The sequence below is a fragment of the Cupriavidus basilensis OR16 genome, from assembly GCF_000243095.1.
In the GTDB taxonomy this organism is placed as follows: domain Bacteria; phylum Pseudomonadota; class Gammaproteobacteria; order Burkholderiales; family Burkholderiaceae; genus Cupriavidus; species Cupriavidus basilensis_D.
In genome coordinates, this window is sequence record NZ_AHJE01000082.1 from 35,821 (window position 1) to 61,306 (window position 25,486).

General features: G+C 64.4%; 16 protein-coding genes and 4 pseudogenes. 16 read left to right on the forward strand and 4 right to left on the reverse strand.

Features of this window, described 5'->3' with window-relative positions:
• The first annotated feature begins 298 nt into the window (after window positions 1-298).
• The 8 genes and pseudogenes from OR16_RS27130 (at window position 299) to OR16_RS27155 (ending at window position 10,215) form a co-directional block, all read left to right on the forward strand.
• Entirely contained in the window at window positions 299-2,494 is a 2,196-nt protein-coding gene (locus OR16_RS27130; protein ID WP_237717245.1) for a sensor domain-containing diguanylate cyclase, read from the forward strand.
• The gene (locus OR16_RS46440; protein WP_237717246.1) at window positions 2,448-3,446 is read left to right on the forward strand and encodes a putative bifunctional diguanylate cyclase/phosphodiesterase; all 999 of its coding nucleotides are present in this window, start codon (window positions 2,448-2,450) and stop codon (window positions 3,444-3,446) included. Before OR16_RS27130 ends, OR16_RS46440 begins: the two co-directional genes overlap by 47 nt.
• Window positions 3,443-3,904: a glycine-rich domain-containing protein gene (locus OR16_RS27135; RefSeq protein WP_006161531.1), complete on the forward strand. Its 462-nt coding sequence runs from the start codon at window positions 3,443-3,445 to the stop codon at window positions 3,902-3,904. The genes OR16_RS46440 and OR16_RS27135 overlap by 4 nt, the downstream gene beginning before the upstream one ends.
• A gap of 63 nt (window positions 3,905-3,967) precedes the next feature.
• Window positions 3,968-5,368: a hypothetical protein gene (locus tag OR16_RS27140; RefSeq protein WP_006161533.1), complete on the forward strand. Its 1,401-nt coding sequence runs from the start codon at window positions 3,968-3,970 to the stop codon at window positions 5,366-5,368.
• Window positions 5,369-5,598: 230 nt separating this feature from the next.
• Complete coding sequence (locus OR16_RS27145; RefSeq protein WP_006161535.1) at window positions 5,599-5,862, forward strand: hypothetical protein; 264 nt, start codon at window positions 5,599-5,601, stop codon at window positions 5,860-5,862.
• Window positions 5,859-6,809 (forward strand): annotated as a pseudogene (mdtN, locus tag OR16_RS48435) (multidrug transporter subunit MdtN); the annotation flags it as partial. The gene OR16_RS27145 and the pseudogene mdtN, both read left to right, overlap by 4 nt.
• Window positions 6,810-8,690, forward strand: a pseudogene (locus OR16_RS27150) (FUSC family protein); the annotation flags it as partial.
• Window positions 8,677-10,215 carry a TolC family protein gene (locus OR16_RS27155; RefSeq protein WP_006161539.1) on the forward strand — a complete coding sequence of 513 codons (1,539 nt, stop codon included), beginning with the start codon at window positions 8,677-8,679 and terminating at the stop codon, window positions 10,213-10,215. The pseudogene OR16_RS27150 and the gene OR16_RS27155, both read left to right, overlap by 14 nt.
• Window positions 10,216-10,414: 199 nt before the next feature.
• Here OR16_RS27155 and OR16_RS27160 read toward each other — a convergent pair whose 3' ends face one another.
• Complete coding sequence (locus OR16_RS27160; RefSeq protein ID WP_006161541.1) at window positions 10,415-10,888, reverse strand: aminoacyl-tRNA deacylase; 474 nt, start codon at window positions 10,886-10,888, stop codon at window positions 10,415-10,417.
• A gap of 411 nt (window positions 10,889-11,299) precedes the next feature.
• Between OR16_RS27160 and katG the strand changes: the two genes are divergently transcribed.
• The 3 genes from katG (at window position 11,300) to OR16_RS43095 (ending at window position 14,898) form a co-directional block, all read left to right on the forward strand.
• Window positions 11,300-13,480 (forward strand): catalase/peroxidase HPI, encoded by a 2,181-nt coding sequence (gene katG / locus OR16_RS27165; protein ID WP_006161543.1) that lies wholly within the window; start codon window positions 11,300-11,302, stop codon window positions 13,478-13,480.
• 370 nt (window positions 13,481-13,850) lie between these two features.
• Window positions 13,851-14,471 carry a hypothetical protein gene (locus OR16_RS40065; RefSeq protein WP_141639920.1) on the forward strand — a complete coding sequence of 207 codons (621 nt, stop codon included), beginning with the start codon at window positions 13,851-13,853 and terminating at the stop codon, window positions 14,469-14,471.
• Window positions 14,472-14,760: 289 nt separating this feature from the next.
• On the forward strand, window positions 14,761-14,898 hold the full coding sequence (locus tag OR16_RS43095; protein WP_006161547.1) for a hypothetical protein: 138 nt from the start codon (window positions 14,761-14,763) through the stop codon (window positions 14,896-14,898).
• A 113-nt stretch (window positions 14,899-15,011) separates the two neighbouring features.
• Here the strand turns inward: OR16_RS43095 and OR16_RS27175 are convergent, their stop codons facing one another.
• The 3 genes from OR16_RS27175 to OR16_RS27185 form a co-directional block, all read right to left on the reverse strand.
• Window positions 15,012-16,001 (reverse strand): Bug family tripartite tricarboxylate transporter substrate binding protein, encoded by a 990-nt coding sequence (locus OR16_RS27175; RefSeq protein ID WP_006161549.1) that lies wholly within the window; start codon window positions 15,999-16,001, stop codon window positions 15,012-15,014.
• A 69-nt stretch (window positions 16,002-16,070) separates the two neighbouring features.
• A complete protein-coding gene (locus OR16_RS27180; protein ID WP_006161550.1) occupies window positions 16,071-17,225 on the reverse strand; it encodes a CaiB/BaiF CoA transferase family protein in 1,155 nt (384 codons plus the stop codon).
• A complete protein-coding gene (locus tag OR16_RS27185) occupies window positions 17,215-18,195 on the reverse strand; it encodes a hydroxymethylglutaryl-CoA lyase (protein ID WP_006161551.1) in 981 nt (326 codons plus the stop codon). The genes OR16_RS27180 and OR16_RS27185 overlap by 11 nt, the downstream gene beginning before the upstream one ends.
• 276 nt (window positions 18,196-18,471) lie before the next feature.
• Between OR16_RS27185 and OR16_RS27190 the strand changes: the two are divergent.
• The 5 genes and pseudogenes from OR16_RS27190 (at window position 18,472) to OR16_RS27210 (ending at window position 25,422) form a co-directional block, all read left to right on the forward strand.
• Window positions 18,472-19,354 (forward strand): annotated as a pseudogene (locus OR16_RS27190) (LysR family transcriptional regulator).
• Between the two features lie 551 nt (window positions 19,355-19,905).
• Window positions 19,906-22,638 (forward strand): UPF0182 family protein, encoded by a 2,733-nt coding sequence (locus OR16_RS27195; RefSeq protein ID WP_006161553.1) that lies wholly within the window; start codon window positions 19,906-19,908, stop codon window positions 22,636-22,638.
• A gap of 125 nt (window positions 22,639-22,763) precedes the next feature.
• Complete coding sequence (locus OR16_RS27200) at window positions 22,764-23,624, forward strand: cytochrome c (RefSeq protein WP_006161554.1); 861 nt, start codon at window positions 22,764-22,766, stop codon at window positions 23,622-23,624.
• Window positions 23,625-23,941: 317 nt separating this feature from the next.
• Entirely contained in the window at window positions 23,942-24,775 is an 834-nt protein-coding gene (locus OR16_RS27205) for a thioesterase family protein (RefSeq protein WP_043421325.1), read from the forward strand.
• A 237-nt stretch (window positions 24,776-25,012) separates the two neighbouring features.
• Window positions 25,013-25,422, forward strand: a pseudogene (locus OR16_RS27210) (hypothetical protein).
• The last annotated feature ends 64 nt before the right edge of the window (window positions 25,423-25,486 follow it).

Consider the following 25,486-nt stretch of genomic DNA (forward strand, 5'->3'; position numbering starts at 1 on the left):
GATTGGCGGATACGACAAGCTCGCCATGACGCGCCGCGTCATGGCGAATGTGTGCGGCGGCACTCTTTCCGCTCCTCAGCTGGACTAAGCACATAGCCCACCCCCACTTAAGTGGGGAATCCGCATCCGTATTTGGCCTTGCCCCTGCTCCAATTTGGGATAACGTTGTGGAGACAGGTTAAACAACCCTGGGTGAATCCGCCCGCCCCGGCAGCGGCCCAGTTGTAGCCGGCTGACACCATTGCTGCTTGATCGCTTAGGCCTGCAGTTCACACGTCACGTTCCGGGGGGATATCGTGTGCGCACGCTACTGACGCAATTGCTGCGTCCGTTCGGACGTGTCAGTACGACCGCCGTCACGCTCGGCGCGCTGTTGCTCGGCCTGCTTAGCACAATGGTCGTGCATTCGCTCTACACCGAGCTGCTGGAGAGGGATGCGCGCCTGCGATTCAAGAGCGATACCGACGATATCGTCCAGCAGATCGATACGCGCATCCGGCTCTACACGGACGTCCTGGTAACCATGCAGGCGCTCTTCGGGGCTAGTGATGATATCTCGCGCGAGGAATTCCGCGACTTCGTCAATGGCCTCAACCTGGAGCAACGCTACCCCGGGTTCCAGACGCTCAACTACGCGCCCTATGTGCCGGCCTCCGAGCTGGCCAGCTTTGTCGCCAGCCAGCGCAAGGATCCGGTCCTGCGCAACGCCGGAGTCGCATTCTCCATCCGCCCGGCAGGCGTGCGGCCAGCCTATTTCGTGTTGACTTATGTCGAACCGTTCCATAACAACTTGCCGTCTATCGGCATCGACATGGGTGCTGAGCCGGGGCGCTTGGCCGCCCTCGAACGAGCCCGTGACAGTGGGCAGGCAGTGAGCAGCGGGCGCCTGATCTTCAGCGAGGCCGAAGGTCCCCACGTCGGCATTGCCTTGCGCCTTCCGGTCTACAAAAAGGGCCAGCCGCTCGATTCAGTGGAGCAGCGCCGCCGTGCCTATATCGGCTCCGTCGGTGCTGGCATACGAATCAGCGGCCTACTCGGGGCGATCGCCGGCAACGAGCGCGTATATGGAACCCGTTTCAAACTGTACGACGCAGGGAAACTCGATGGCGAGCCAGTGCCGCCGTCCCCAGCAACTTTGCTGTACAACAGCGCCGGCGGCATGACGACCACCGGCCCCGCCAGTATCGAGGCTGCTAGCCGGGCCACCGCATCGGACGATCGTTCCTACTTGCGCAAGGAGGTGGCACAGCCGTTTGGCGGGCGGCGCTGGCTCATTGTTTTCTCCGCCGACGCCCAGGCCATGGCGAGCCCGCAACACTATCTGACGCGTGTGGTGTTGGGGGCCGGGCTGATCATTACCGCGCTGCTGGCCGGGCTAGCCTACGCGCTCTCCAGTTCCCGTTCGCGTGCCCTGGCAGTGGCCGATGGCATGACGCACAGCCTGCGCGAGAGTCAAGAGGGGCTTGCCCAGGCGCAGCGGATCGCGCATCTCGGGGATTGGCGTCTGGATCTTGAGCGCAATACGGCCTATTTCTCCCGCGAGATGGCCCGGCTGCTTGGTGCGCGAGTACGGGATCCCACACCAGACACACTGCTGGGCGCAACCGATCCTCGCTTGCGCGCCGTATTGTGGCAGAGGATGCAAACCGCTTTGCGCTCGCGGGCCCCCTTCGAGCTTGAATGCCCTTACCGCTCGTCACGTGGACGCGCGGGCTGGCTTCACCTGATCGGCCACGCGCATGGCCCACCGGGTACCGCCGTCCTGCGCGGCACCGCGCAGGACATCACGCAGCGAAAGCTCATCGAGCAGGCTCGCGCGCAGGAGCATCTGGTAGCTTTGCATCTCGCCACCGTGTCCAGCGAAGCCGAAGTCCTGGAGAAAATCGTTCGTACCCTGGTCGCAGGAATGGAATGGGAGGCAGGTGCGTTCTGGCCCTCGGAAGCTGGGCGCGGCTTGACGCTTGCGCCGGTTCGTCAGGCCGCAGAGCACGAACTGGAGGCTTGGCTGGCACGGCGGCCGGTTGACCCGCAGGCGGATCAGGCAGGCATACCGACGGAGCCGCATTGGTATGCGAGCCGCAGTGCCATCGCGCATTTGCCTGAGCATCGCTGGCTGGCCGACGGGGGCGTGCGAACTGTATTCGCTTTCCCACTGCGCAAGGGCAGGACCACGCTTGGACTGGTGGCGCTGTATTCGCGCACCAAGCGTCCCCGCGATCCACATGCGCTTGCCATGGCCAGCGCGATTGCTAGTCACACTGGCCACTTCCTGCTGCGGCGCCAGGCCGAGGAAACCCTGCGCTTTTTTGCCAATCACGATGCGCTCACCGGTCTGCCCAACCGGCTGATGTTCAAGAATCATCTCGAGAGCAGCCTCGCTCGTTCACGCTCCCGTCAGCACCGTCTAGACATCCTCTTTCTTTGTCGTCGATGGCAAGGAGTTGCAGATGACGGCGAGCATCGGCGTCAGCTCTTTCCCCGAAGATGGCAATGACGCGCAGACTCTGCTAAAGCATGCCGATCTCGCCATGTATGCCGCCAAGCAGCTCGGCAAGAACGGCTTCCAATACTATGTGCGCGAGATGAGCGTGTCCCTGCAGAATCGCATCGACATGGAATCGCATCTGCGCAGCGCACTTGAACACAATGAGTTCGTGCTGCACTACCAGCCACGCATCTCGCTGGACACCGATGCCTGTACCGGCGTGGAAGCCCTGATCCGATGGCACCATCCGAAGCTCGGCCTGGTGATGCCGGCCGACTTCATTCCGGTTGCGGAGGAATGCGGGGCCATCGTGCAGATTGGCGCGTGGGTACTGCGTGAGGCCTGCCGGCAAAATGCGCAATGGCTTGCCGACGGCATCGCCCCGATACGCGTCTCGGTCAACTTGTCCGCACGGCAATTTGCCGACAAGGATCTGAGGAGGGTCGTTCTCGACGCGCTGAAGCAATCCGGCTTGCCAGGATATCTGCTCGAACTTGAACTGACCGAAAGCATGGTCATGCGCGATGCCGAGCAAGCGGCGCGCTGGCTGTCGCGCCTGAAGCGAACCGGGGTGCGGCTGGCCATTGACGATTTCGGCACCGGCTACTCCTCACTCGCCTACCTGAGCCGTTTCCCGATTGACACGGTGAAGATCGACCGCTCGTTCATACGCTATCTGCCCGACAGCAGGAGCGATGCGCAGATCACGAGCGCGATCATCGGGCTGGGACATCAGATGGCGCTGGAGGTCGTGGCCGAAGGCGTCGAGAACGAGGCGCAACTGGATTTTCTTCGCTGCGAGGGCTGTGACGAAGTCCAGGGCTACTACTTTAGCCACCCCATTCCGGCCGCGGACGTCACCGCGTTCCTCGCCGGCCATACCGCGCACGGTCTGCTGCCTGAGCAGGGACCGCAGCCGATGCGCGCCCCAGCGTCAACAATAGGAGGAACCGCATCATGACAGTGCAGCAACAATCGATTGAACGGTCATGGCAAGTAATCGATGCGCTCGATTTCTCGAGAATCAAAGCCAAGCTTCTCCATGGCAAGTCCGCCCATTGGAGCCCCGAAAGCCTGGTCGATGCCGAGGCCGGTTACCGCAGCTTTCTCAAACTTGCGGCAAAGTACCCCGACGCGCCAGTCGTGCCCAGCGAACAAGTGGACGCATTCTGGCACGCCCATATTGTCGATACCAGGCGCTATGCCAGCGACTGCGAGCGCATCTTTGGCCATGTTCTGCATCATGACCCCTATGTCGGCATTGATGGCCCACAGGATGAAGCCCGCCTGCGCGCGCTGGCCGAGGCAAGCGCCCGACTTAGCGTGCGCGAGTTTGGCTCGAGACCGACGACGGCGGCCTACTGTGCGGTCACAAGCGAGAGGAAACCCACGCTGGTTGCCGAGTGCCTAGCCAACTGACTGTAGGTGTTTTCGAGGCACGCCGCCCCCTGGACGGCGTGCCATGCTGCCGGAGACGATGCGATGATAGAAGCATTGCTGTTCAGCAAGCCGTTTACCCTCCTGGCCTGCCCGCCGATAGCAGAACTCAAGGAGGCCATCGATGCGCTTAACACGCTGCCGGGGCATTCGCGCTGGCTCAAGGAGGAAGACGCCATCCGCCGCGATCATGTGCCTGCCTTTGTCGAGCAGAGCCGCCAGGCCCTCGAGGCGCTGGTTCCGGGCCGGTCCCACATGGTCGATAGCCTTGCCGATCGGATTCGGCACACACCACGGGTGCTACAGGCGTTGCGCGAGCACGGTCCGGAAGTGGCAGCTGCCGCTCACTCCTACTTCTACTGGCGCTACTCAGCCGACGTGCTCGGACGGGCCCAGGGCATTCCGCGCAGCGCGCTGGAACGTCAATTCGGCAGGGCGGCGGCACGCGACGGCTCTCACAAGATCATTTGGGGATGTCCGTGTTGCGATCGTCCGGCGCGATACCAGGTCGATGGGCTGCTTGCCAATCAGCGCCCGGCCCGCCAAGGCGGCTTTGCGCTCGAGTGCGATCACTGCGGGCATCAGGAACGGGTGTATGCCGGATTCTTGCATTACGGGCGTCTCCAGTGCCAATGCGCTGCGTGCGCGAGCTATGTTGGCGTTCTCGCCTATGACATGGCCAGGGCTGCGCGAAAGCTTTCTGAAAATCTCGAGAAATACGCGTGGAGCCAAGCTGCCGAGACCCTTGCCGAGATCCAGGAGTACAAGCACGAGTCCCTGCAAGTGCTCCAGCGACGGGCTAGCCCGTCGCGCAATGCCGCTTCCTTCGCGCTCGCAGTCGCGTCCGGCAGGCACCCATCGATGCTCGCAATTCTGAAGAGCCTGGACCCTGGCCTGGAAGGCTGCGTCGAGAAGAATCCCAGGGCTTGGGCGTTGCTATGCGAACTGCTGCGCGAAGGTGTGGTTGACAACGAATGCCTCATTTACGAGGAGGCCGACCGCGAGCGCGTGGCGCTGCAGTTGTCACTGCTGGAAGAGTCTGCCTCCCAGGGGGAAGGCTTGCCACAGAAGAATCTGGAAACGCTGCTGCAAGGGTATCAGCCTGCATCTCGCGAATCCTTTGTGGCGTGGCTGAAGGCAAGCTCGCAATTAAAGCTCTTCACCGGAAGATTCTGCACCGCGGTGGAGGTCACCTGGAGACCCAATGCGCAGCGCTGCGAGCTCGTTGCTAGCAGCCAGGACGACCAGCCGCGAGAGCTCCCGCAGGATTCGGCGCTGAGATCGGCCACAGGCTTTGTATCGCCTTCGAAACAACCGCCCCACACTGACGCTGAAATTGAAGCCGTGACGCTACTCAGATCGCTGGGGTACATTGTTGTGGCTCCCGCAGTCATTGAAGCGCACGGCTACGCCAAGCTGGAAGAAGGCACGCCACTCAACAAGTAGCCCCGCGCAGCATTGCTTCTCATGTTAAATCGTTAACGCGGTAAATTCGCGCCTGAGACGCCGGCTGGCTGAACGCCTATCCTCCCCATCCTTGCCTCACAGCCTCGATCGACCCAATTCAGGGACATTCAACGATTGTGTTCAAGCTCCCACGCTAAATTTTCCTTGTCCCTTGGACAATCGCGAACACACGCTGCTATATTGCGTGAACCAATCCTGCCCCAGATCCCATGGCACGCTCGTTAGTGCTCGTCGTGTTGGCCGCTTCGCTCCATGGTTGCGCCGGCGCCCCATCCTTCAGCCTGTTTGGCGCCTATTTTCCGCTCTGGCTCCTGAGCGCCCTGATCGGCATCGTGGGCGCTGTCATTTCCTGGCGGCTGTTTATCCTGGCCGGCTGGGCGGATATCGTCGGCTCCCCGCTGCTGGTGAACACAGCAACCGGCCTGATGATCGCTGAAATCGTCTGGTTATCGGCTACGGGACACATCCTATGAAAATGGCCGGCGTCCGCAAAAGCCCGCCGCGCGGGAAATTGATCGCCCTGGCGATCGTTGTTCTGGCCATCCTGCTCTCCATCTATGCTTGGCATCGCACGGTGCGGTTTCCGTCTTCCGACGATGCCGGGCTCGATGCTGACCTGGTACATGTAGCCTCGCCCGTGGGCGGCAGGATTTCGAGGATCCTCGTCAGCGAGAACCAGCACGTGGCCAAGGGTGAGGTGTTGTTCGAGATCGATCCTGTGCCATACCGGCTAGCCGTGGCCCAGGCGGCTGCCGATCTGGAACTGGCGCAGGCTGTGCTAGGCACGCGCAGACGCGCGATTGCCACCGAACGCGCCAACGCGGCGATTGCCTCTGAGCAGACCGCCCGCACCGAGCAGAACTACGCGCTGACCGCGCGCACCGTGGAGCGTCTGCGCCCGCTGGCCGCGGATGGCTACGTGCCGAAGCAGCAACTCGACCAGGCCGAAGTGGCGCAGCGCGACGCAGCCGTATCGCTGAAACAGGCCAATGTGCAGCGTGCTGCGACGGCAAAGGCGGTGGGCACCGAAGACGATGCCACGGCGACCGTGCGTGCGCGCGAGGCGGCTCTGGCCATCGCCCAGCGGGCACTGGATGACACGGTAGTCCGCGCCCCGCATGACGGCCGCGTGAGCGGCCTGACCGTGCTGTCCGGCGAAGTCGTGATTCCCAATCAGTCGCTCTTCCTGCTGGTGCATACCGGTGAATGGTTCGCCGTCGCCAATTTCCGTGAAACCCAGCTGGCCGATATCCAGCTTGGCGATTGCGCCACGGTCTATTCGATGATCGACCGGAGCCGCGCCATGCGCGGCAAGGTCGAGGGGATTGGCATCGGCATCACCGATACCGAACGCCTGAACCTGCCGCGCTCCCTGCCCTATGTCCAGCCATCGGTGAACTGGGTGCGCGTGGCCAAGCGGCCGGAAGCTGCCATCTCCGCCTATATCGTCTTTTTCATCAACCGGGCGGATCGCACCACCAGCATCGTGATGAGCGTGGCGGCGCTGGTGCTGGTCAGCATCATCATCGGACTCGTGATGCTGCTGGCCGATTTCAGCATCGATGATCCACTGCGGCGGGTGGCGTGCATGGCGGTGCTGTCGGCCGCCCTGCTCTTCCTGACCTCGGCCAGCAAGTTGCGCCCGGTGGGCGCCATCATCGCCATGATCATCGGCTTCGCGCTCGACGAACTCGGCCTGGTGCCCGGCGGTGAGATCGCCACGCGCGCCCTGCTCTATACCTGGCTGATGGTGGCGATCCCGATCGGCGTGAACGTAGTGGTCAACCTGGTGCTGGGGGCGTCGCCGCGCCGGCTGGCCTGCGACCGGCTGGCCCATTGCCTGCGCGTGGCGGCAGCCTGCCTGCGCGATCCACCACCGGACGGGGCCGCGCTGCAGGCAGCGTTGCACGCCGGCGTTCAGCCGGTGGCGGGCTGGCTGAAGCTGGCAAGGATCGAAGGCTCGGCCAATGCCAGCGACGTAGCCGCGCTGCGTCATGCCGCGGCGTCGACCATGGCGATCCTGCTGGCAGTCGATGTCGCCCGCCGGCAGCCGGGCGCTCCCCTGCCCGCCCTGCTTGCCGATCCGATCGCCGACGCGCTCGACACGATGGCGCGCATGCTCGATGCGGGCGGCTATCCGGTGGAAATCGGGCTGAGCCTTCCGGACTCCGGCCAGCTTGCGCCGGCGCAGGCGGCGGTTGCCAGGGAACTGCTCACGGCCATCAACGTCTTTGCCGAGCCCCCTGAAGCGGACACGGCGACGGACACAGCGACAGCCCCGACACCGGCCACCACCCACGGCGGCTTCCTCGACGCAGATGCCTTTACCAATCGCGACCACATCCACTACGCGCTCAAGACCACCGGCGCGGCCATGTTCTGTTACCTGCTCTACCAGCAGCTCAACTGGCCGGGCATTCATACCTGCTTCATTACGTGTTATCTCGTGTCGCTCGGGACCGCCGCGCAGACCGTGGAGAAACTCTCGCTGCGGCTGGCCGGCTGCCTGGCCGGCGCGGTCATCGGCACGGCGGCCCTGGTGTATGTCGTGCCTTCGCTGTCGTCGGTGGGCGGACTCATGTTGCTCGTCTTCGCGGGCACGTGGATATCGGGCTGGGTCGCGCAAGGCTCGCCGCGCATCGCCTACGCAGGCTTCCAGATCGCGTTCGCGTTCTACCTGTGCGTCATCCAGGGCGCCGGCCCCGGCTTTGACCTGACCATCGCGCGTGACCGGCTCATCGGCATCATTGTTGGCAACCTGATGGTCTACCTGGTGTTCACGCGCATCTGGCCGGTCAGCATTGCCGCGCGCATCGAAGCGGCGCTGGGCCGGCTGGTCGAGCAATGGCAGCAACTGGCGCATGCCAAGCGCCCCGACGACCGGCGCGGGCATGCCGCCACCGCGCTGGCCTTGCAGGGCGATATCGCGCAGGACCTGATCCTCGCGCACTATGAGCCTGCGTCCGTGGGCCCGGCGCCCGAGTGGGTCGACGACCGCCTGCGGCGCCTGCGCTCGCTCGACGCGATTGCCGGGCCGGCGTTCCTGTTCGCCGAGCGGTTCCCGGGCGACCCCTGCCTCGCGCAGCGGCTTCGCACGCTGCGGGCCCACGATGCGGCGCCGCAGCCAGTGCAGACCGCTCACGCCACTCACACCACTCACGCCACTGAGGCCACTGACGCCGCCGGTCACGACGGCCCGGTCCGCGACGCCCTGCTGGCTCTCATCGACAAACGCCTGGCCGCCGCCGTTGCCGACGCAGCGCAGACGGCCCACCCTTCCCCGATCCATGCGCAAACGTGATTCGCTGGTGATTCCGCTATCGCTGATGGCTGCGACGCTGGCCGGTTGTGCCACGTCGTCGCTGAATCTCGCGCCTCCAGAAGCCGATCGGCCGTGGCAGCCTGCCACCACGGTGTCCGGAGAAATCGTGCCCGGCGCCGCGGCCAGGACCGCACCCGCGCCGCGGCCTTCCGACTACACGCTGCCCGCCAATTCGGCGCTGGCGTCGATCGCACCACCGCCCGCGTTCGATCCGGCGCACGGGTACGCGCTGCCGGAACTGATCGACATGGCCGAGTCCGCCAATCCGCTGACGCGCATCGCGTGGAACGACGCACGCAATGCGGCGCTGGCCGCGGGCATCGCCAAGGCCAGCTACCTGCCGCACATCTCGGCCGCGGCCATGGGCGGCTACCAGAACGGGCATCTTTCCACCGGCACGCCCCTGGGATCGGCCGGCACCAACTCATCCATCCACGGCGCGGTGTCGGTGCTGTCGCTGCAATGGCTGCTGTTCGATTTCGGTGAACGTGCTGGGCTTGTCGATGCCGCGGAGCAAGCTTCGATCGCCGTCAATATCGCGTTCACGGCCGTTCATCAGCGCATCGTGCACGATGTCAGCGTGGCGTTCTATCGCTATCAGGCCGCCCGGTCGCGCGGCGGCACGGTGCAGCAGGCCATGACCAACGCCGATGCCGTGCTCGCCGCCGCCAAGGCCCGCTACCAGCGCGGCGTCGGCACGGTCGTGGAGGTAGCGCAGGCCACCCAGAACCGTGCGCAGACCAACCTTGCGATGGTGCAGGCACGGGGCGCCGAGACCGACGCGTATCTGGCCCTGATCACGGCCATCGGTATCTCGCCGCTGTCGAAGCCGCGCATCGCCGAAATGCCCGTGCGGCCTTTGTCGCCGGCCTTGCGCGGCTCCATCGAGCAGATCGTCGAAAGCGCGATCGCGCAGCGGCCCGACGTGCTGGGAGCGTACGCGGTCGAGCGCGCCAGCCAGGCCAAGGTCAAGGCAGCCGAGGCAGCGTTCCTGCCTAAAGTGTTCCTGTCCGGGTACACGTCATATGCATCGGGTGGAACGTCCATCTCTGCGATTCCGCCGATCGGCCAGCAGCCCCCGACGCTGAACCTCAACGGCTATCGCTACGGCGCCAGCGTATTCCTTGGCGTTACCGTGCCCATCTACGACGGCGGGCTGCGCTCGGCGGTGCTCGCGCAGTCGCGCAATGACGTCGACAGCGCATCGGCCCGGCTGACGCGGGCCAAGGAAGAATCGGTGCGGCAAGTAGTGGTCAGCCAGAGCGCGCTCGAATCGAGCCTGGCAGCGTACGACGCAGCCAAAGCGCTGGCCGACGCCGCCCAGGTCACCTACAACGCGGCCTTTGCTGCCTATAGCAAGGGCGTGGGATCGGTAACCGAAGCCAACCTGGCGCAGAACCAGTTGCTGCTGGCATGGAACGCGTCGACCGATGCGTATAGCGGCGCGCTGGTTGCCGCCGCCACGCTGGCGCTCGCGACCGGGGCGATCGGCTCGACGCGTTGAGCCACCCGAAGCCGACTCCGCCCGCTGCGGCCAGGCTGCCGCATAGCAACGCCGATCGGCTGCGTGCGGGCAAAGGACATGAGCACATAGCAGGTGGCTCATCATCCGCTTGAAAGAAGACTGACCGTAGCCCCCGCTCTGGCGCGCTCTCCGATCAGGGGCGCGTCCTGGACGTCGCCACTGGTCGCAGGCACCCCGCCTACATCATTCGGTGCGCGAAATGCCCGCGCCGCGCCTCGGCCATCAGGTCGACGAACTGCTCGGTGCTCATGTGCACCAGTTCCTGATGGTCGCCCGCTTCGAAGTAGACGTCGGGATGCGTCAGCAGGCTATCGTCGAGCCAGGTCTGCGTGCCGTACGCCATACCGACCGGCGGGATCGCGCCGAGGTCGCAGTCCCTGAACACTTCGCGCACGCCATACTCATGTGCGAGCGACAGCTTGCGGCCAGTCTGCTCGCAGATCTCCGACAGTTTCAGGTGATGGGTGGAAGGGATCACGGCGGCGACGTAGCCGCGGTCGTCTTCCAGCAGGACAGTCTTGGCAAGCCGGTCTCCGGGAACGTGCGCAGCCTGCGCAGTGGCCATGCTGCCGGGGCTGTAGGGGTGACGCACGGTGTCGAACCGGCTCTGCTTCTTGCTTAGGCATCTCGCCAGCGTGGTAGCCATGGTCATGATTGCAACCTCCGACGCGTTCATCGCGACAGCTGATGCCAGTAACTATAGGTCAAGCGTTGGCCAGCACGGGACCAAGTCGGCACGCAAGACTGGTGCCAGTTATTTGTGGGACAGAACATTGGCGCCAATGTAAAAATGACCCATCCCTGGCGCAGGTTCGGTGCAAATCAACAACTGAGCATGCAAAGTTGCTGAAGGGACATTCTGCAGCCACGAGATTGATGCGCATCATTGAGTTGGCGACGTCGCGTTCTAGTATGGAAGGGTCAACTGTGGACGTCCGACGCCAGTCTGGCGTCCAGACACTGTCCCTGAAGACTAATATTCACCGAGGGCGAAGAGTGACAGGATGGTGTTACGTGGAGTACATGGTGTTACGTTGAGTACAAGCGACCAAAGGAGACACGCATGACGAGTGAAGCGAAGTGCCCATTTGTTCATCCCGCAGGCGCCGGCCGATCGATCCGGGAGTGGTGGCCCGAGCAACTGAACCTGCATATCCTGCGTCAGAACTCCCCCCTGTCCGATCCAATGGGCAAGGACATTGACTACGCGAAGGAGTTCAAGAGCCTCGACCTGGCAGCCGTGAAGAAGGATCTCCAGGCGCTGATGACCGATTCGCAGCCCTGGTGGCCGGCGGACTTCGGTCACTACGGCCCGTTGTTCGTCCGCATGGCATGGCATGCCGCCGGCACGTACCGCATCGGCGATGGGCGTGGTGGCGCCGGGACCGGCCAGCAGCGCTTCGCGCCTACCAACAGCTGGCCCGACAACGTCAGTCTCGACAAGGCACGCAGGCTGATCTGGCCGATCAAGCAGAAGTACGGCCGAAAGATTTCATGGGGCGACCTCATCATCCTCACCGGTAACGTTGCGCTGGAGACGATGGGGTTCAAGACCTTCGGGTTCGGCGGCGGGCGCGAGGACGTCTATGAGCCGGACGAATCCGTCTACTGGGGGAACGAAGCCGTGTGGCTGGGCGACAAGCGCTACACCGGCGACCGGAACCTCGAGAATCCGCTGGCTGCGGTGCAGATGGGCTTGATCTACGTGAATCCGGAAGGCCCGAACGGCAACCCGGATCCCGTTGCGGCAGCGCGGGATATCCGCGAGACGTTCGCCCGCATGGCGATGAACGACGAAGAAACGGTTGCGCTGATCGCAGGCGGCCACGCCTTTGGCAAGACCCACGGCGCGGGTCCCGCGTCCCATGTGGGGCCCGAGCCCGAGGCCGCCGGCATAGAGGAACAGGGTCTTGGCTGGCGTAGCAGCTTTGGCACGGGCAAGGGGGGAGACACCATCACCAGCGGCCTGGAAGTCATCTGGACCACCACGCCGACGAAGTGGAGCAACGATTACTTCAAGCACCTGTTCGAATACGAATGGGAACTGACGAAGAGCCCGGCCGGCGCGCATCAATGGAAGCCGAAGGGCGATGCAGGTGCCGGCACCGTGCCCGATCCGGCCGACCCGTCGAAGCGTCGTTCGCCGTCCATGCTGACGACTGACCTCTCGCTGCGGCTCGATCCGGCCTACGAGAAGATCTCGCGGCGCTTCTACGCGCATCCGGAGCAACTGGCCGATGCGTTTGCCCGGGCATGGTTCAAGCTGACCCACCGCGACATGGGGCCGCGCGCACGTTATCTCGGCCCGGAAGTCCCGCAGGAAGAACTCCTCTGGCAAGACCCCATCCCGGCGCTCGACCACCCGCTGATCGACGCGCAGGATGTCGCCGCGCTCAAGGGCAAGGTGCTGGCGTCGGGGCTGACCGTTGCGCAACTGGTGTCGACCGCCTGGGCGTCAGCCTCGACGTTCCGCGGCTCGGACAAGCGCGGCGGCGCCAACGGCGCCCGCATCCGCCTCGCGCCGCAGGCGGCCTGGGACGTCAACCAGCCGGCAGAACTGGCGAAGGTGCTGGCCACCCTCGAGGGCATCCAGAGCGAGTTCAACAAGGCCCAGACTGGCGGCAAGAAGGTCTCGCTGGCCGACCTGATCGTGCTGGCCGGGTGCGCGGGTGTCGAGCAGGCGGCGAAGAATGCCGGCCACAATGTGACGGTTCCCTTCACGCCGGGACGCATGGACGCCTCGCAGGAGAATACCGACTTGGAGGCCATGGCCGTGCTCGAACCGATCGCGGACGGTTTCCGTAACTACGTCAAGGGCAAGTGCTCGATCCCGTCCGAGGCGTTGCTGGTCGACAAGGCGCAACTGTTGACGCTGACCGTGCCGGAGATGACGGTGCTGATGGGCGGCATGCGCGTGCTGGATGCCAACGTCGGCAAGTCGCAGCACGGTGTCTTCACGAAGCGCCCAGGGACGCTGACCAACGACTTCTTCGTGAACCTGCTCGACATGGGCACGGAGTGGAAGCCCGTGTCGGACGACAAGGACGTGTTCGAAGGCCACGACCGCAAGACAGGTGGGCTCAAGTGGACCGGCACGCGTGTCGATCTCGTCTTCGGCTCGAACTCCGAACTTCGGGCCGTGGCTGAGGTGTACGGCGGTGCGGATGCCCAGGAGAAGTTCGTCCACGACTTTGTCGCGGCCTGGAACAAGGTGATGAACCTGGACCGTTTCGAACTGGCGTGACCTCGGTGGCCAGGCTTTGACCGCCAGCTTCCAAAACAAGAAACTTTGACCGCCAGCTTCCAAAACAAGAAAGCCAGTCTCACGACTGGCTTTCTTGTCATGGCGTCACTGCGCGAACATCGAGCAAACAAGGCTTGCCCGATGCGTCTTCCAGGTTTGGCACCTGGTGGACACAAACGACGGTGCGAAAGCAGGTCGCCCCCCTGAAGACCACGATGAACCGCAACCGCAGCGTGGAACTCGTCAGGCGCGCGCGCGTGCAACGCCGGGCGCCGTGCCGGACTGGCTCTTCACGCCTATATTGATCCTGTGCGGGATCACGACGGAGGGAAGCATGCATGCACTCTGCAGCAGGCTTGCAGGAGCGGCGGTGACGGCAATCACCCTGTGTTTCTCCCCGTGTTTCGCCCAGACCGGCGTGAGCGCGGACATATTGTTCGTCAAGATCGAACTCGCCCGGCACATCGCCGCTCAGCTTCCCAAGGACTGGACCGTCCTGTCCGGCGCCCAGGGCCGGGCCCACGGCACCATCGCGGACGCCGTGGGGGGCATCTCCATCGTCCCGGTACCGGCGGGCCAAACCGTCAAACTCCTCCATGCCGTATCCAATGTGCAGAATCCGTACGCGGCCGTCATCGTCAACTCGATGCCGCAGGCGCCGGTCACGCCCGAGCAGGTCCGCCGCTTCGACAGGTCGCTGCTGCGGGACTATGGCACAAGCTTCGAGAGCAGGATGCGCGACTCCCTGAAGACATCGGGCAGAGCGTTGCTCTCCATGGAGGAGCCGCACATCGAGCGAGTCGGGGGCTGGCCCGCGATTGCAATCAGCTACGTCCGTACCGGTGAGCAAGGCGCGATCTACGTGCAGCACTTCGATATCTATACGCCGGACCAGGAACTGCTGCTCATCCTCTCCTGCCGCGACACGGCGCGGGGTGTGTGGCTGCCGCTGCTCGACAGGATCCGAAACTCGATTGTCGTTGGCGAATAGCCTGGATGGCGGTCGGCCCGATCTAGACGACGGCGTGGATGAAGGCGGCGGCGCGGCGATAGAAAGGGCCTGCGACGCGGTCATGCTTGCGCTGGCAGGGGCTGGATGTGGCGGTGGAATTGAGCAATGCGCGCGGGATGGCGCTGCTTGCCATGCTGCACGGCATGGAATGCGAGACCGGCATCGACCTGGATCGGCTGCAGGCATGCGCGTCGCTACTTGCGTTTCCAATCGGAGATCCTAGCCCTTCCGAACCACCGTCTCAGACCTTCGGCGCAATCGCTAGAGTATGAACTGCAAAGGCGCGGGCAATGCGTCCTATCTGAACAACAAGGGCGCGTCCAGCCTGGGCGTGGTCAACGCCACCACGGCGGCGCCAGGGGTCGGGCAGACCGGTGTCGTGGCCGGCGTCAAGCCTATCTTCTGACGGGAGCGGGGCTACGGAGAGAGCCGGCGGGGGGGTTTGCCCCGCCGGCCACGATTGCGATGCGTTTGCGCGCGACGCCGCCAGCGCTCCCGCCGGGACATGACGCCACAGCCTTACTCCAGGGTGACATTGGCCTTCTTGACCAGTGCCGCATAGCGCGCCGCTTCGCTCTGGAAGAACTTCGCGGCGGCCTCCGGCGTGCCGGGATTGATCGTGTTGCCCTGCCTCCTCATCGCTTCCAGGACATCCGCGCTGGTGAATGCCTTGACGAACACGGTGTTGAGGCGCTTGACCTCGGCCGGCGGAAGCCCTGCCGGACCCACCACGGCAAACCAGCCCTCGACCGCGTAGTTTGGCAAACCTTGTTCGGCGATGGTGGGAATCTCCGGTGCGGCCGGCGAGCGCGTCGCGCCGCACAGGCCGATCGCGCGCAGGGTGCCGCTCTTCAGGTGCGGCGCTACGGCGTTCAACGCCACCACGCCGATCTCGACCTGGCCCGCGATCAGGTCGGTGACCATTGGCCCGGTGCCCTTGTACGGCACGTGGCGCGCCCTGACATGCGCCTCATCAAGGAACATTTCGGCGGCGAGTTGGATGATGGTGCCGTTGCCCGACGAGGCGTAGTTGAAGGCATCGGGCTTGGCCCTGAGTAGCGCCACAAGCTCCTGCACGTTCTTCGCGGGCACCTTGGGGTTGACCACCAGGACCAGCGGCGTCGAGCCAATCACGCTGATGGGCGTGAAGTCCTTGATCGCGTCGAACGGCATTTTCTTGTACACGCTCGGGTTGATGACGTGGTTGTTGGAGAACAGGCCCAGCGTGGTGCCGTCGGCCGGCGCCTTGGCCACCGCCGCCGCGCCGGTGATGCCGCCGGCGCCGGGAAGATTCTCAATCACCACCGGCTGGCCCAGGCTCTTGCCGAGCGACGGTCCGGCGGCGCGTGCGATGGCGTCCACGCCCGAGCCGGCGCTGATCGGCAGGATCAGGCGTACCGGCCGGCCCGAGCCTTGGGCCATAGCGCTGGCTGCCGGCAAGGCAAGCGTGAGTGCAATAGCCGAAACGGCCATGCCGAAAATTGCCCGGCCCGAAAGGGGGAATGCCATGTCTGTCTCCGTGTATTTGTCGTTCTAGTCCGAGTGGCCATCCGAAGCCACGCGGCGCAGCGCACTGCCTCAGTCTCGGCTACGCCCGCCCAGGCCGCACAGGATTTCATCGTCGTGTTCGCCGATGCCCGGCAGCGGCATGCGCACGCCGGGCCTGCGCCCGCCCATCAGCAGCGGCAGCAGTACCACGTCGGTGGTGCCGCCGTCCTCGGTCTGCATCGGCACCAGGCCTCCGCTTGCCTTCAGGTGCGGATCCTCCAGCAGTTGCTCCGGACGCATGATGGGCGCGTAGGGAATGCCCGCGGCTTCGAGTTTCGCCGAGAGCGCTTCCACGCGATGGTCCTTGAGTATCGCGCCCAAGCGCTCCAGCAGTGCCGGCCGTACCGCAACACGCATGGCATTGGTCGCGAGTTCCGGATCGCCGGCCAGGTCGGGGCGTTGCAGCACGTCGCACAGCGTGTTGAACTGCTTGTCGCTGACGGCACCGATAAACAGTTGCTCGCCTTCGGCCAGCGTGAACACGTCATAGACACTCCACGCGGACACGCGCGACGGCATCGGCGGCGGCGGCTCGCCGGTCATCGAGAACTGCTGCATATGCTGGGACGACAGGAATACGCAATTCTCGAACAGCGCGCTCTGCACTTCCTGGCCCTTGCCGGTACGGTCGCGCTCGCGCAAGGCGGCCATCACGCCAATGGCACCGAACATGCCGCCCATGATGTCGTTGACCGAGGTGCCGGCGCGCAGCGGGCGGCCCTTGGGCCCTGTCATGTAAGACAACCCTCCCATCATCTGCACGACTTCGTCGAGCGCCAGGCGGTTTTCATAAGGACCGGGCAGGAAGCCCTTGTGCGACACGTAGATCAGCTTGGGAAACCTGGTGGATAACGTGGCGTAGTCTAGTCCGCATTTCTCCATCAGGCCCGGGCGGAAATTCTCCAGCAACACATCGCACTCGCCGACCAGTTCCGCTGCCGTGGCCTGCCCTTGCGCTGTGGTGATATCGATCACAACGCTCTTCTTGTTGCGATTGAACGAGCGGAAGAAACCAATGCCAAGACCGGGCAGGTTGCGGGTCTTGTCGCCGCCAGGCGGCTCGACCTTGATGACCTCCGCGCCCAGGTCCGCGAGGATCATGCCGCAGGTCGGGCCCATCACCATATGGGTGAACTCAACCACGCGGACGCCGGCGAGCGGCAAGGAGGAATGTTCAGTGTTCATGGTTCGCTCTCAGGCGGAAGGCCGCATCGGCGACCGGTGCGGGAAATGTCTTGGGCAGGCCGGCGCGCCATAACGTGCCGTGCAGGGTTTCATCGGTCAGCCAGCCGGCCACGCGCTCGCGCAGCGCCAGCAGCCGGCCGATATCGATGCCGGTCTCGAAGCCCATGCTGCCCAGCAGGTAGGCCAGGTCTTCGGTGGCGACATTGCCGCTGGCGCCGGGCGCGTGCGGGCAACCGCCTATTCCGGCGAGGCAGGCATCAAAGCGGGTGACCCCGGTCTCCAGGGCGGCATACACGTTAGCCAGCCCGAGTCCGCGCGTGTCGTGGAAATGGCCGCACCAGAAGTGGTCGCCGGCGATCGCCGTGGCACGCTCGAACAGGCCGCGCACCATGGCGGGGTCGGCGTAGCCCACCGTGTCGGCCAGGCTGACGCGATCGGCGCCCGCGTCCAGCAGGGCCTGCATCAGGCGCAGCACCTCGTCGGGATTCACATGGCCCTGGATCGTGCAGCCGAAGGCCGTGCCCACGCCACCTTCGATCAAGGTCCTGGAGCCGGCCGCATCGCGGGCGGCACGGATCTTGGCAACCTCGGCCACTACGTCGTCAGGGGTCTTGCGCAGGTTGGCCAGGCTGTGCGCATGGCTGGCGGAAAGCGGTATCAGCATCAGGTCGGCGCCACTGGCAATGGCGTTTTCCGCGCCCCGCAGATTCGGCACCAGGACCGAGACGAACAGTCCCGGCAGCGACTTGGCAAAGTCCACGAGTTCCGCCGTATCGGCAAGTTGCGGCAACAGCTTCGCCGGGACGAACGAGCCGACTTCGATCTCCCGCTGGCCTGCCGCGTAGGCCGCCTGGATCCACTCGCGCTTGGCGAAAATCGGCAGGATGGTGGCGATGCTTTGCAGCCCGTCACGCAGCCCAACCTCGCGGATCACGGCTTGGCGCGGTGCCGATTGAGTGTGCGTTGTCATTTGCCCTGTGTCCCCTCGGAGGTTCGTGCTTTAGTCTGGCCTATGCACTCTATGTTGTTCCGACCTAAGCCAGAAGCGGTAATCGAGAAGCGCTAGCATTCCGGATTGGAACATCTGAGCGAATCGCCCCGATTCGTGAGCCAGCGCCCGCCCCCGACTGCCGCACACCGGGTGCCGTCTCTTGCGTCCCATTCCATGAATTTCCGGTTGCCACAAAAAGCATTAAGATGGCCGCACTAAATTTCCAGATTGGAAATCCTCGATGGAAGGCCTCCGATGCGTGATCTAGACCTCACCTCCCTGCGCTTGTTTGTTGCGGTTTGCGAGACGCGCAACATGGCGCGCGCCGGCGAACAGCAGCACATCGTCGCTTCGGCCATCAGCAAGCGGCTGGCGCAACTGGAAGACACGGTGGGCGTCACGCTGTTCGAGCGGCGCCGGCGCGGCGTGATCCCGACCGCGGCAGGTGAGATCCTGCTTGAGCACGCTCGTGCCATGCTGGCTGCGGCCGATCGCGTGGAGCGCGACATGGCCGACTACGGCACCGGCATCAAGGGGCAAGTCCGCTTGCTGGCCACCGTATCGTGCATGGCCGAGTCGCTGCCCGACGATATCGCAAGCTTCCTGCAGGTGCCCGAGCATAGGGACATCCGCGTCACTGTCGAGGAAAGCCTTAGCCGCGACCTCGTCCGCTCATTGCGTGAAGGATCCGCACCGCTGGGTATCTGCTGGGATGCCGCGGATCTGGAAGGACTCCAGACCCGCCCCTATCGCAGCGATGCCCTGGCGGCCATCGTGCACCCCGAGCATCCGCTCGCGAGCCAGCCGGATTGCACTTTTGAGCAAACGCTTGAATTCGACCATATCGGGCTGCCGGGGCAGACGGCCGTGCACACCATGCTCGCACGCGCCGCGGCCATCATCGGCAAGCCGATGGCGTATCGCGTCGTGGTTTCCTCCTTCGATGCGTCCTTGCGCTGCGTCCGCGCGAATCTCGGCCTTGCCATCGTGCCGCGCGAGGTGGTTGAGCCAAATTCAGCGAGCTTTGGCGTGCGGGTGACCCCGCTGCCGCTTCGCAATTTGCTTCCGCGACGAGGCAAGCCTCTCCCCAGCGGCAAAACTGCTGGTGGACTATCTGGTACAAAGGGCGGCAGCCTGACGGCACGCCGGCCGGCGCTTCCCCTCGAGCCTCAGCGCGTAGCTTTGCGCGGTCGGCTCAGGCTGGTTTCACGATGACAAGGCGTACAACAAACCGAGCGCCAGCAGCCATCCGCTGAGTTTCAGGTAGTAACCGCCGCCGTGATGAGGCTGGCCTGTGCGCGACGCATTGCGGATGTGCGACATCATATTGCTCACCGAATTGGACAAGGGAATTACGGGCAACGCGCTCTTTCAGCCATTGGCCGGCAAAGCGATTCGAGACGCGGAAATCGACGGCGCCACCGAATCGCCAAGCCCCCAGATTAAGAGCTCACCCATACAAATGGCGTAGATAGGTATTGGCCGGGCATAAAGAGCCCGTAAACCTCACCGCCGCCGTGCCACGTCATGGACGTGGACGTGGAGGGGTATCCAACTTGGCATGCCGGTGAGCGTGCTGCCTGCTGATTCCCCACCTACAATTGATTATCGGGCCGGGTCGGCTGTACCTTTGCCTGGTTTCCGGTAGCGGCAGGCCACGGATAACGGTCCGGCAAAGGAGCATGATCGATGCGCTCGCCTGGGATATCCGGATTTCGCCTGAGGCGCATTGCCGCCAGGGTTGCGGTTGGCGTCATCGCCCTGATCGTCGTCGGCCGCATCACGGGCATGCTGATCGACTGGCTGTGGTTTTCCTCCATCGGCTACGTCGACGTCTTCTGGACAATCCTGGTCGCCAAGGTGCTGCTGTTCGTCGCCGTCTTCGCTGCGTCGACGAGCGCGATCTGGGTGTCGGGATTGCTGGCGCACCGCTATGCGAGCCGGCCTGGCTCCTGGAAGGCGGAGGTCTTGAGCGAACTGATCGGCGAAGTCGCGCCGCACCTGCCCTGGCACGCCGCCATCGCCGGTGCCGCCGTCCTCCTGGGGCTGCTCCTCGCCACCAGCGAAATCCCGGACTGGGATATCGCCCTGCGCTACTTCAATCAGGTGCCCTTTGGCAAGGCCGATCCGATCTTTGGCAAGGATATCGGCTTCTACCTGTTCTCGCTGCCCGCCTATCTGGCGCTGAGGAACTGGCTGCTACTGCTGCTCTGCTGCAGTGCGGCGGTCGCCGCCGTGGTGTACGGGATGCGCGGCGACATCGCATGCATGCGCTCACCGCGCGGACTCTCGCCCGCCGCCGCTGCCCACGGCTCGGCTCTGCTGGGCTTGTTCTTCCTGCTGCAGGCCGTGTCCTATTGGCTCGACCGCTTCCTGCTGCTCTACGGGGATAACGGCGTGGTGGTGGGCGCCAGCTATACCGATATCCATGTGGGCCTGCCGGTCCTGTGGCCGCTGATCGGCCTGGCCACCGCGGCCGCAGCCGCTTCATGGGCCAATATGCGCTGGCTGGGCTATCGCATTCCCGCCGCCTCGGCGCTGGCCGTGTTCGGCAGCGCATTGGTACTCGTGCTGATCTACCCGGCACTGTTCCAGCGCTTCTATGTCAAGCCGAACGAACTGCAATTGGAGACGCCCTATATCGCCCACAATATTGCGCTGACGCGCGACGCCTATGGCCTGGCACAGATAGCGGTAAAGCCGTTTCCCGCCGAGCAGAACCTGGATCTCGCCGCGCTGCAGGCCAATCGCCCGACCATCGACAACATCCGCCTGTGGGATCTTCAGCCGTTGCGGGATACCTACGCGCAGTTGCAGGAGATCAGGACCTATTACAAATTCCTGGCGACCGACATCGACCGCTACCGGTTCGACGCCCGCTATCAACAGGTGATGCTCTCGGCGCGGGAGCTGGAGCCGTCGCTGCTTCCAGCCAATGCCCAGACCTGGGTGAACCTGCACCTCCTGTTCACCCACGGCAATGGCGTCGTGATGTCGCCGGTCACGGAGAAATCCGCGGAAGGCCTGCCTGCGCTTTACCTGAAGGATATTCCGCCGGTCTCCAATGGCGGCCCGCCCATGGTTGAGCCGCGCCTGTACTTTGGTGAAGGCGGCAAGGGCTATGTGATCGTCAACGGCAACGCACCCGAATTCGACTACCCCAAAGGCGACGAGAACGTCTATACGACCTACCACGGGCGCGACGGTGTCGCGATCGGCAGCTTGGCGCTGCAGGCCCTCTTCGCCTGGCAGTTCGACGACCCCAACATCCTGGTAACCGGCTACATCACGCCCGCAAGCCGGATCCTGCTCCATCGCAATATTCAGGACCGGGTGCGCACGATCGCTCCGTTCCTCAGCCTCGACCATGACCCCTACATCGTCGTGAGCGCTGGCGGGCGGCTATTCTGGATCCAGGATGCCTACACCACCAGCCGTTGGTATCCGTACTCCCAGCCGGGTACCAGCGATGGCGACAATTACGTCCGCAACGCGGTCAAGGTGGTGATCGACGCGTACAACGGCACCGCCGACTTCTATATCAGCGATCCCGCCGATCCCATTGTGCGGACGTACCAGCGTATTTTCCCGGGCCTGTTCAAGCCGCTGGGCGCGATGCCGCAGGACCTGCAGCAGCATATCCGCTACCCTGAGGACCTGTTCCTGCTCCAGGCCCAGGTCTACCGCGCCTACCACATGGAAACACCGGAAGTCTTCTACAACCGCGAAGATCTCTGGCAATTCCCGCGCAAACAGGCCGACATCGACGCAGGCACTGGTCCCGGCATGCCAATGACGCCCTACTACATGATCGTGCGGCTCCCCGCGCAGCCGCGCGCCGAGTTTGTGCTCATGCTGCCGATGGTGCCCAGCCAGCGCGAGAACATGATCGCGTGGCTGGCGGCGCGTTGCGATCCACCCGACTATGGCAAGCTCGTCGTCTATGCCTTCCCCAAGGACAAACTGGTCTATGGGCCGTTCCAGATCGAGGCGCGCATCCAGCAAAATACCGAGATTTCCCAGCAGATTTCGCTGTGGAACCAGATGGGCTCGCGCGTCATCCGCGGCCACCTCCAGGTCGTGCCCATCGACAACTCGATTCTCTACGTCTCGCCGCTCTACCTGCGCGCGGAGTCCGGTCAGTTGCCAGAGTTGAAACGGGTGATCGCCGCCTATGGCGACCATGTCGTGATGGAGGAGACCTTAGGCGCGGCCCTGGCGGCGCTGTTCAAGGAGGCGGCCCCAATGGCGGCGCCGCCCCATGGCGCGGCGGAAGGCCGCGCGCGCGAGGCACTCGCCCACTATGACCGCGCCATGGAGCGATTGAAGGCAGGCGACTGGGGCGGCTTTGGCGCGGAACTCGATGCGCTGAAGCCGCTGCTCGAAGCGCTCGGCGCCGGGCGCTCCGAGACGCAGAAATGACGAAGGATCATGCGAACGACCGCGCCGATCGCCTGGCCGGCGAAAACACCGGCGGCTCGCCCGCAACGGCTAGAATGCTTGCCAACGACTGCCGCACATGATTCGCTCGCCTCGGAGTAAGACGCATGAAAGCCTGGATCGCAATGGCCGCTGGCGCGCTTGGCTGCGCAATGGCGTTCCTGGCAGGGCCGGCCTGTGCCGCCGACACTGCGACGCTCACCATCGCCGCCGGTACGCAACATCGCAACTGGACGCTGGATGCGCTGCTCAAGGACCGTCGCCTGACCGACGTGACGGTGGACGACGACAATCTGAAGCGCCGCCTGACGTTCAAGGCAATCCCCATGACAGCCCTGCTGCGCGGCATGCCGGTATCGGCCGACGCGAGTGCGACGACCGCTGCCAGCGATGGGTATATTTCCCACCTGCCGATGCGCCTGCTGCTGGCCGATAGCGTCGACGAGCCACGCGCCTGGCTGGCGGTGGAAAATCCCGCCGCGCCGTGGCCGACGCTGAAGGGCCAGGACATTGGGCCATTCCGGCTGATCTGGACAGTGCCGGCGGGCCGCGCCGCTTCGGTGATCAACGAGAGCCTCTGGACGTACAGCATCGTGCGCATCGACATCACCGCGTCCCCAGCGGAGCGCTTTGCGGCCATCCGGCCCGCACCCGGCCTGCCGGCGGACGCGGCGGTCATGCGCGGCTTTGCGACATTCCAGCGCGTTTGCTTCTCGTGCCACTCCCTCAACCGGGTCGGCGACGCGCACCTTGGCCCCGACCTGAATGTGCCGCACAGCGCGGTCGATTACCTGGGCGACGACAAGCTGGCCACGCTGATCCGCGACCCGCAGTCGTTGCGCTGGTGGCCCAACGCGCGCATGTCGGCGATCGACGAAAAAACGCTGTCCGACGGTGATCTGAAGGACTTGCTAGCGTATCTGCATCATATGGCTGGACGCAAGGTGGCAGCGCCTGCCGCGCCCTGACTCCTGGCGCAGATCCCTGCGAACCTTGTATGCGGTCGAGGGGAGGAACTGGGCCATGAAACCCCGGCGCTTGTGTTTTTTTCTCGCGGCCCTACTATATGCATCTGCATTTATTGCATATACATATAATTCAGCAAAGGGAGACAGAAAGCGATCGCGGGCGACTTTGCGCAATGCATGCGTTCTCCGCTCTTGATAACCTCGCGCCGTTTCCCGTCTTGACAGTCTCTAAGTAGATACCGGCTCCAGCGGGCGTTGGGCCACCCAGTTTTCGCTTGGGCAGCCACCTCTGCCCACGATTCGGTTTGGAGCACACCATGACGCAAGCGATCTCAGCATCAGGTGACAGTGCATCGGCTGTCTACGAACGACAAGGCGACATATGGTTGCCGACAGAGCTCTCGCGGGGTCCGTGGGACGCGCGCTCCCAGCATGGCGGGGCGCCATGCGCGTTGTTGGCACATGTGGCCGAAAGCGCGGTCGCGGAGCCAGGTTGGCGGCTTGCGCGCTTGAGTGTCGAACTGATCAAGCCAGTTCCGATCGCCCCACTGACAACGAGATGCAACCTCCAGTCGTCGCGAGCCACTTCACGTCTCACTATCGACTTGCTTGCCGCAGACCTTCTGGTCGCCCGCGCACATGCCCTGCTGATGCGTGGCGAGCAACTGACGCTGCCTGGTGACCTGCCTGCAGGCTGGTCGCCCAAGCAGCTTGAACCGTTGCCGGCAAACTGCAATGACAGAGTGCGCATCCCTGGCATGCTCGACGGAACGTCCTTCTATCAAACCGCCATGGAAACACGCGTCGCACAGGGCGACCCGTCGCAAGCCGGCCCCAGTGCGGCCTGGTTCCGGCTCACGGTTCCGATCGTGCAAGGAGCGCCGACATCTCCCGCCATGCGTGCTGCCGCCGCTGCCGATTTCGGCAATGGACTGGGCTGGGTGCTTCCGGCGGATCGTTATCTGTTTGCCAATGCTGACCTTAGCCTGCATTTGCATCGCGAGCCCGTCGGGGAGTGGATCGGGCTTGTGTCCGGTACGGAAGTAGATGGCGGCGGGATTGGCATCACGATGTCACGCCTTTATGACGAGATGGGGCCGATCGGCATCGCAACCCAAACGCTGCTGCTACGCGAACGCGCAACGAAGTAGGTCCAAGCCGAGCGCGATCAAGGTCAAAAGCAACGCGGCGGCAGACGCTTGCATCAGGGAGTTGATGCCCCTGTACCGCCTCCAGAACGAAAGGTCGGCTTGAGGCCTGTGAGGCCTGAAGACCCCGGCCGCGCCATGCGCCCGAATTCCCCGTGAAATATCGTTACAGTTGGATTCCCCGGCAGGGCCGCGGCACCGCTAGAGTCAGGTCATGGCTACTGCAAGAGGAGGATCGACATGAAGCATGGTTACTTCTACGCGCTGGGCGTTGGAGCATTGGCCCTGGCGGCCTCCCAGCCCGCATTGGCACGCGTTGATGTGGACCTGAATATCGGCGTGCCCGCGCCGGTGGTGGTGGCGCCGGCCTATCCAGCGCCCGTGTATCCCGCGCCCGTGTATGCGGCGCCCGTGTATGCGGCGCCGGCCTACCCTGCGCCCCCGCCGCCCGTGGCCTATCCCGCGCCGCCTCCGGGCTACGGGCCGCCTCCTGCGTATGGACCGCCTCCGGGCGTATAGTGGGGCCCCCGGCCGGGGCGGCCCCCGCGGTGGTGATCGGCTGGCACGGCGAGCGCTACTGGGACGGCCGCCGCTGGTGGGGGCGCCGCGACTGGTACGCCTACCATCACCCTTACCCGTATCGGCGCTAGGGATTGCCCACCAAGCGGCATGTGATGCAGGCTTGACCCGAAGGTGGCGCGGACGCAACGGCCC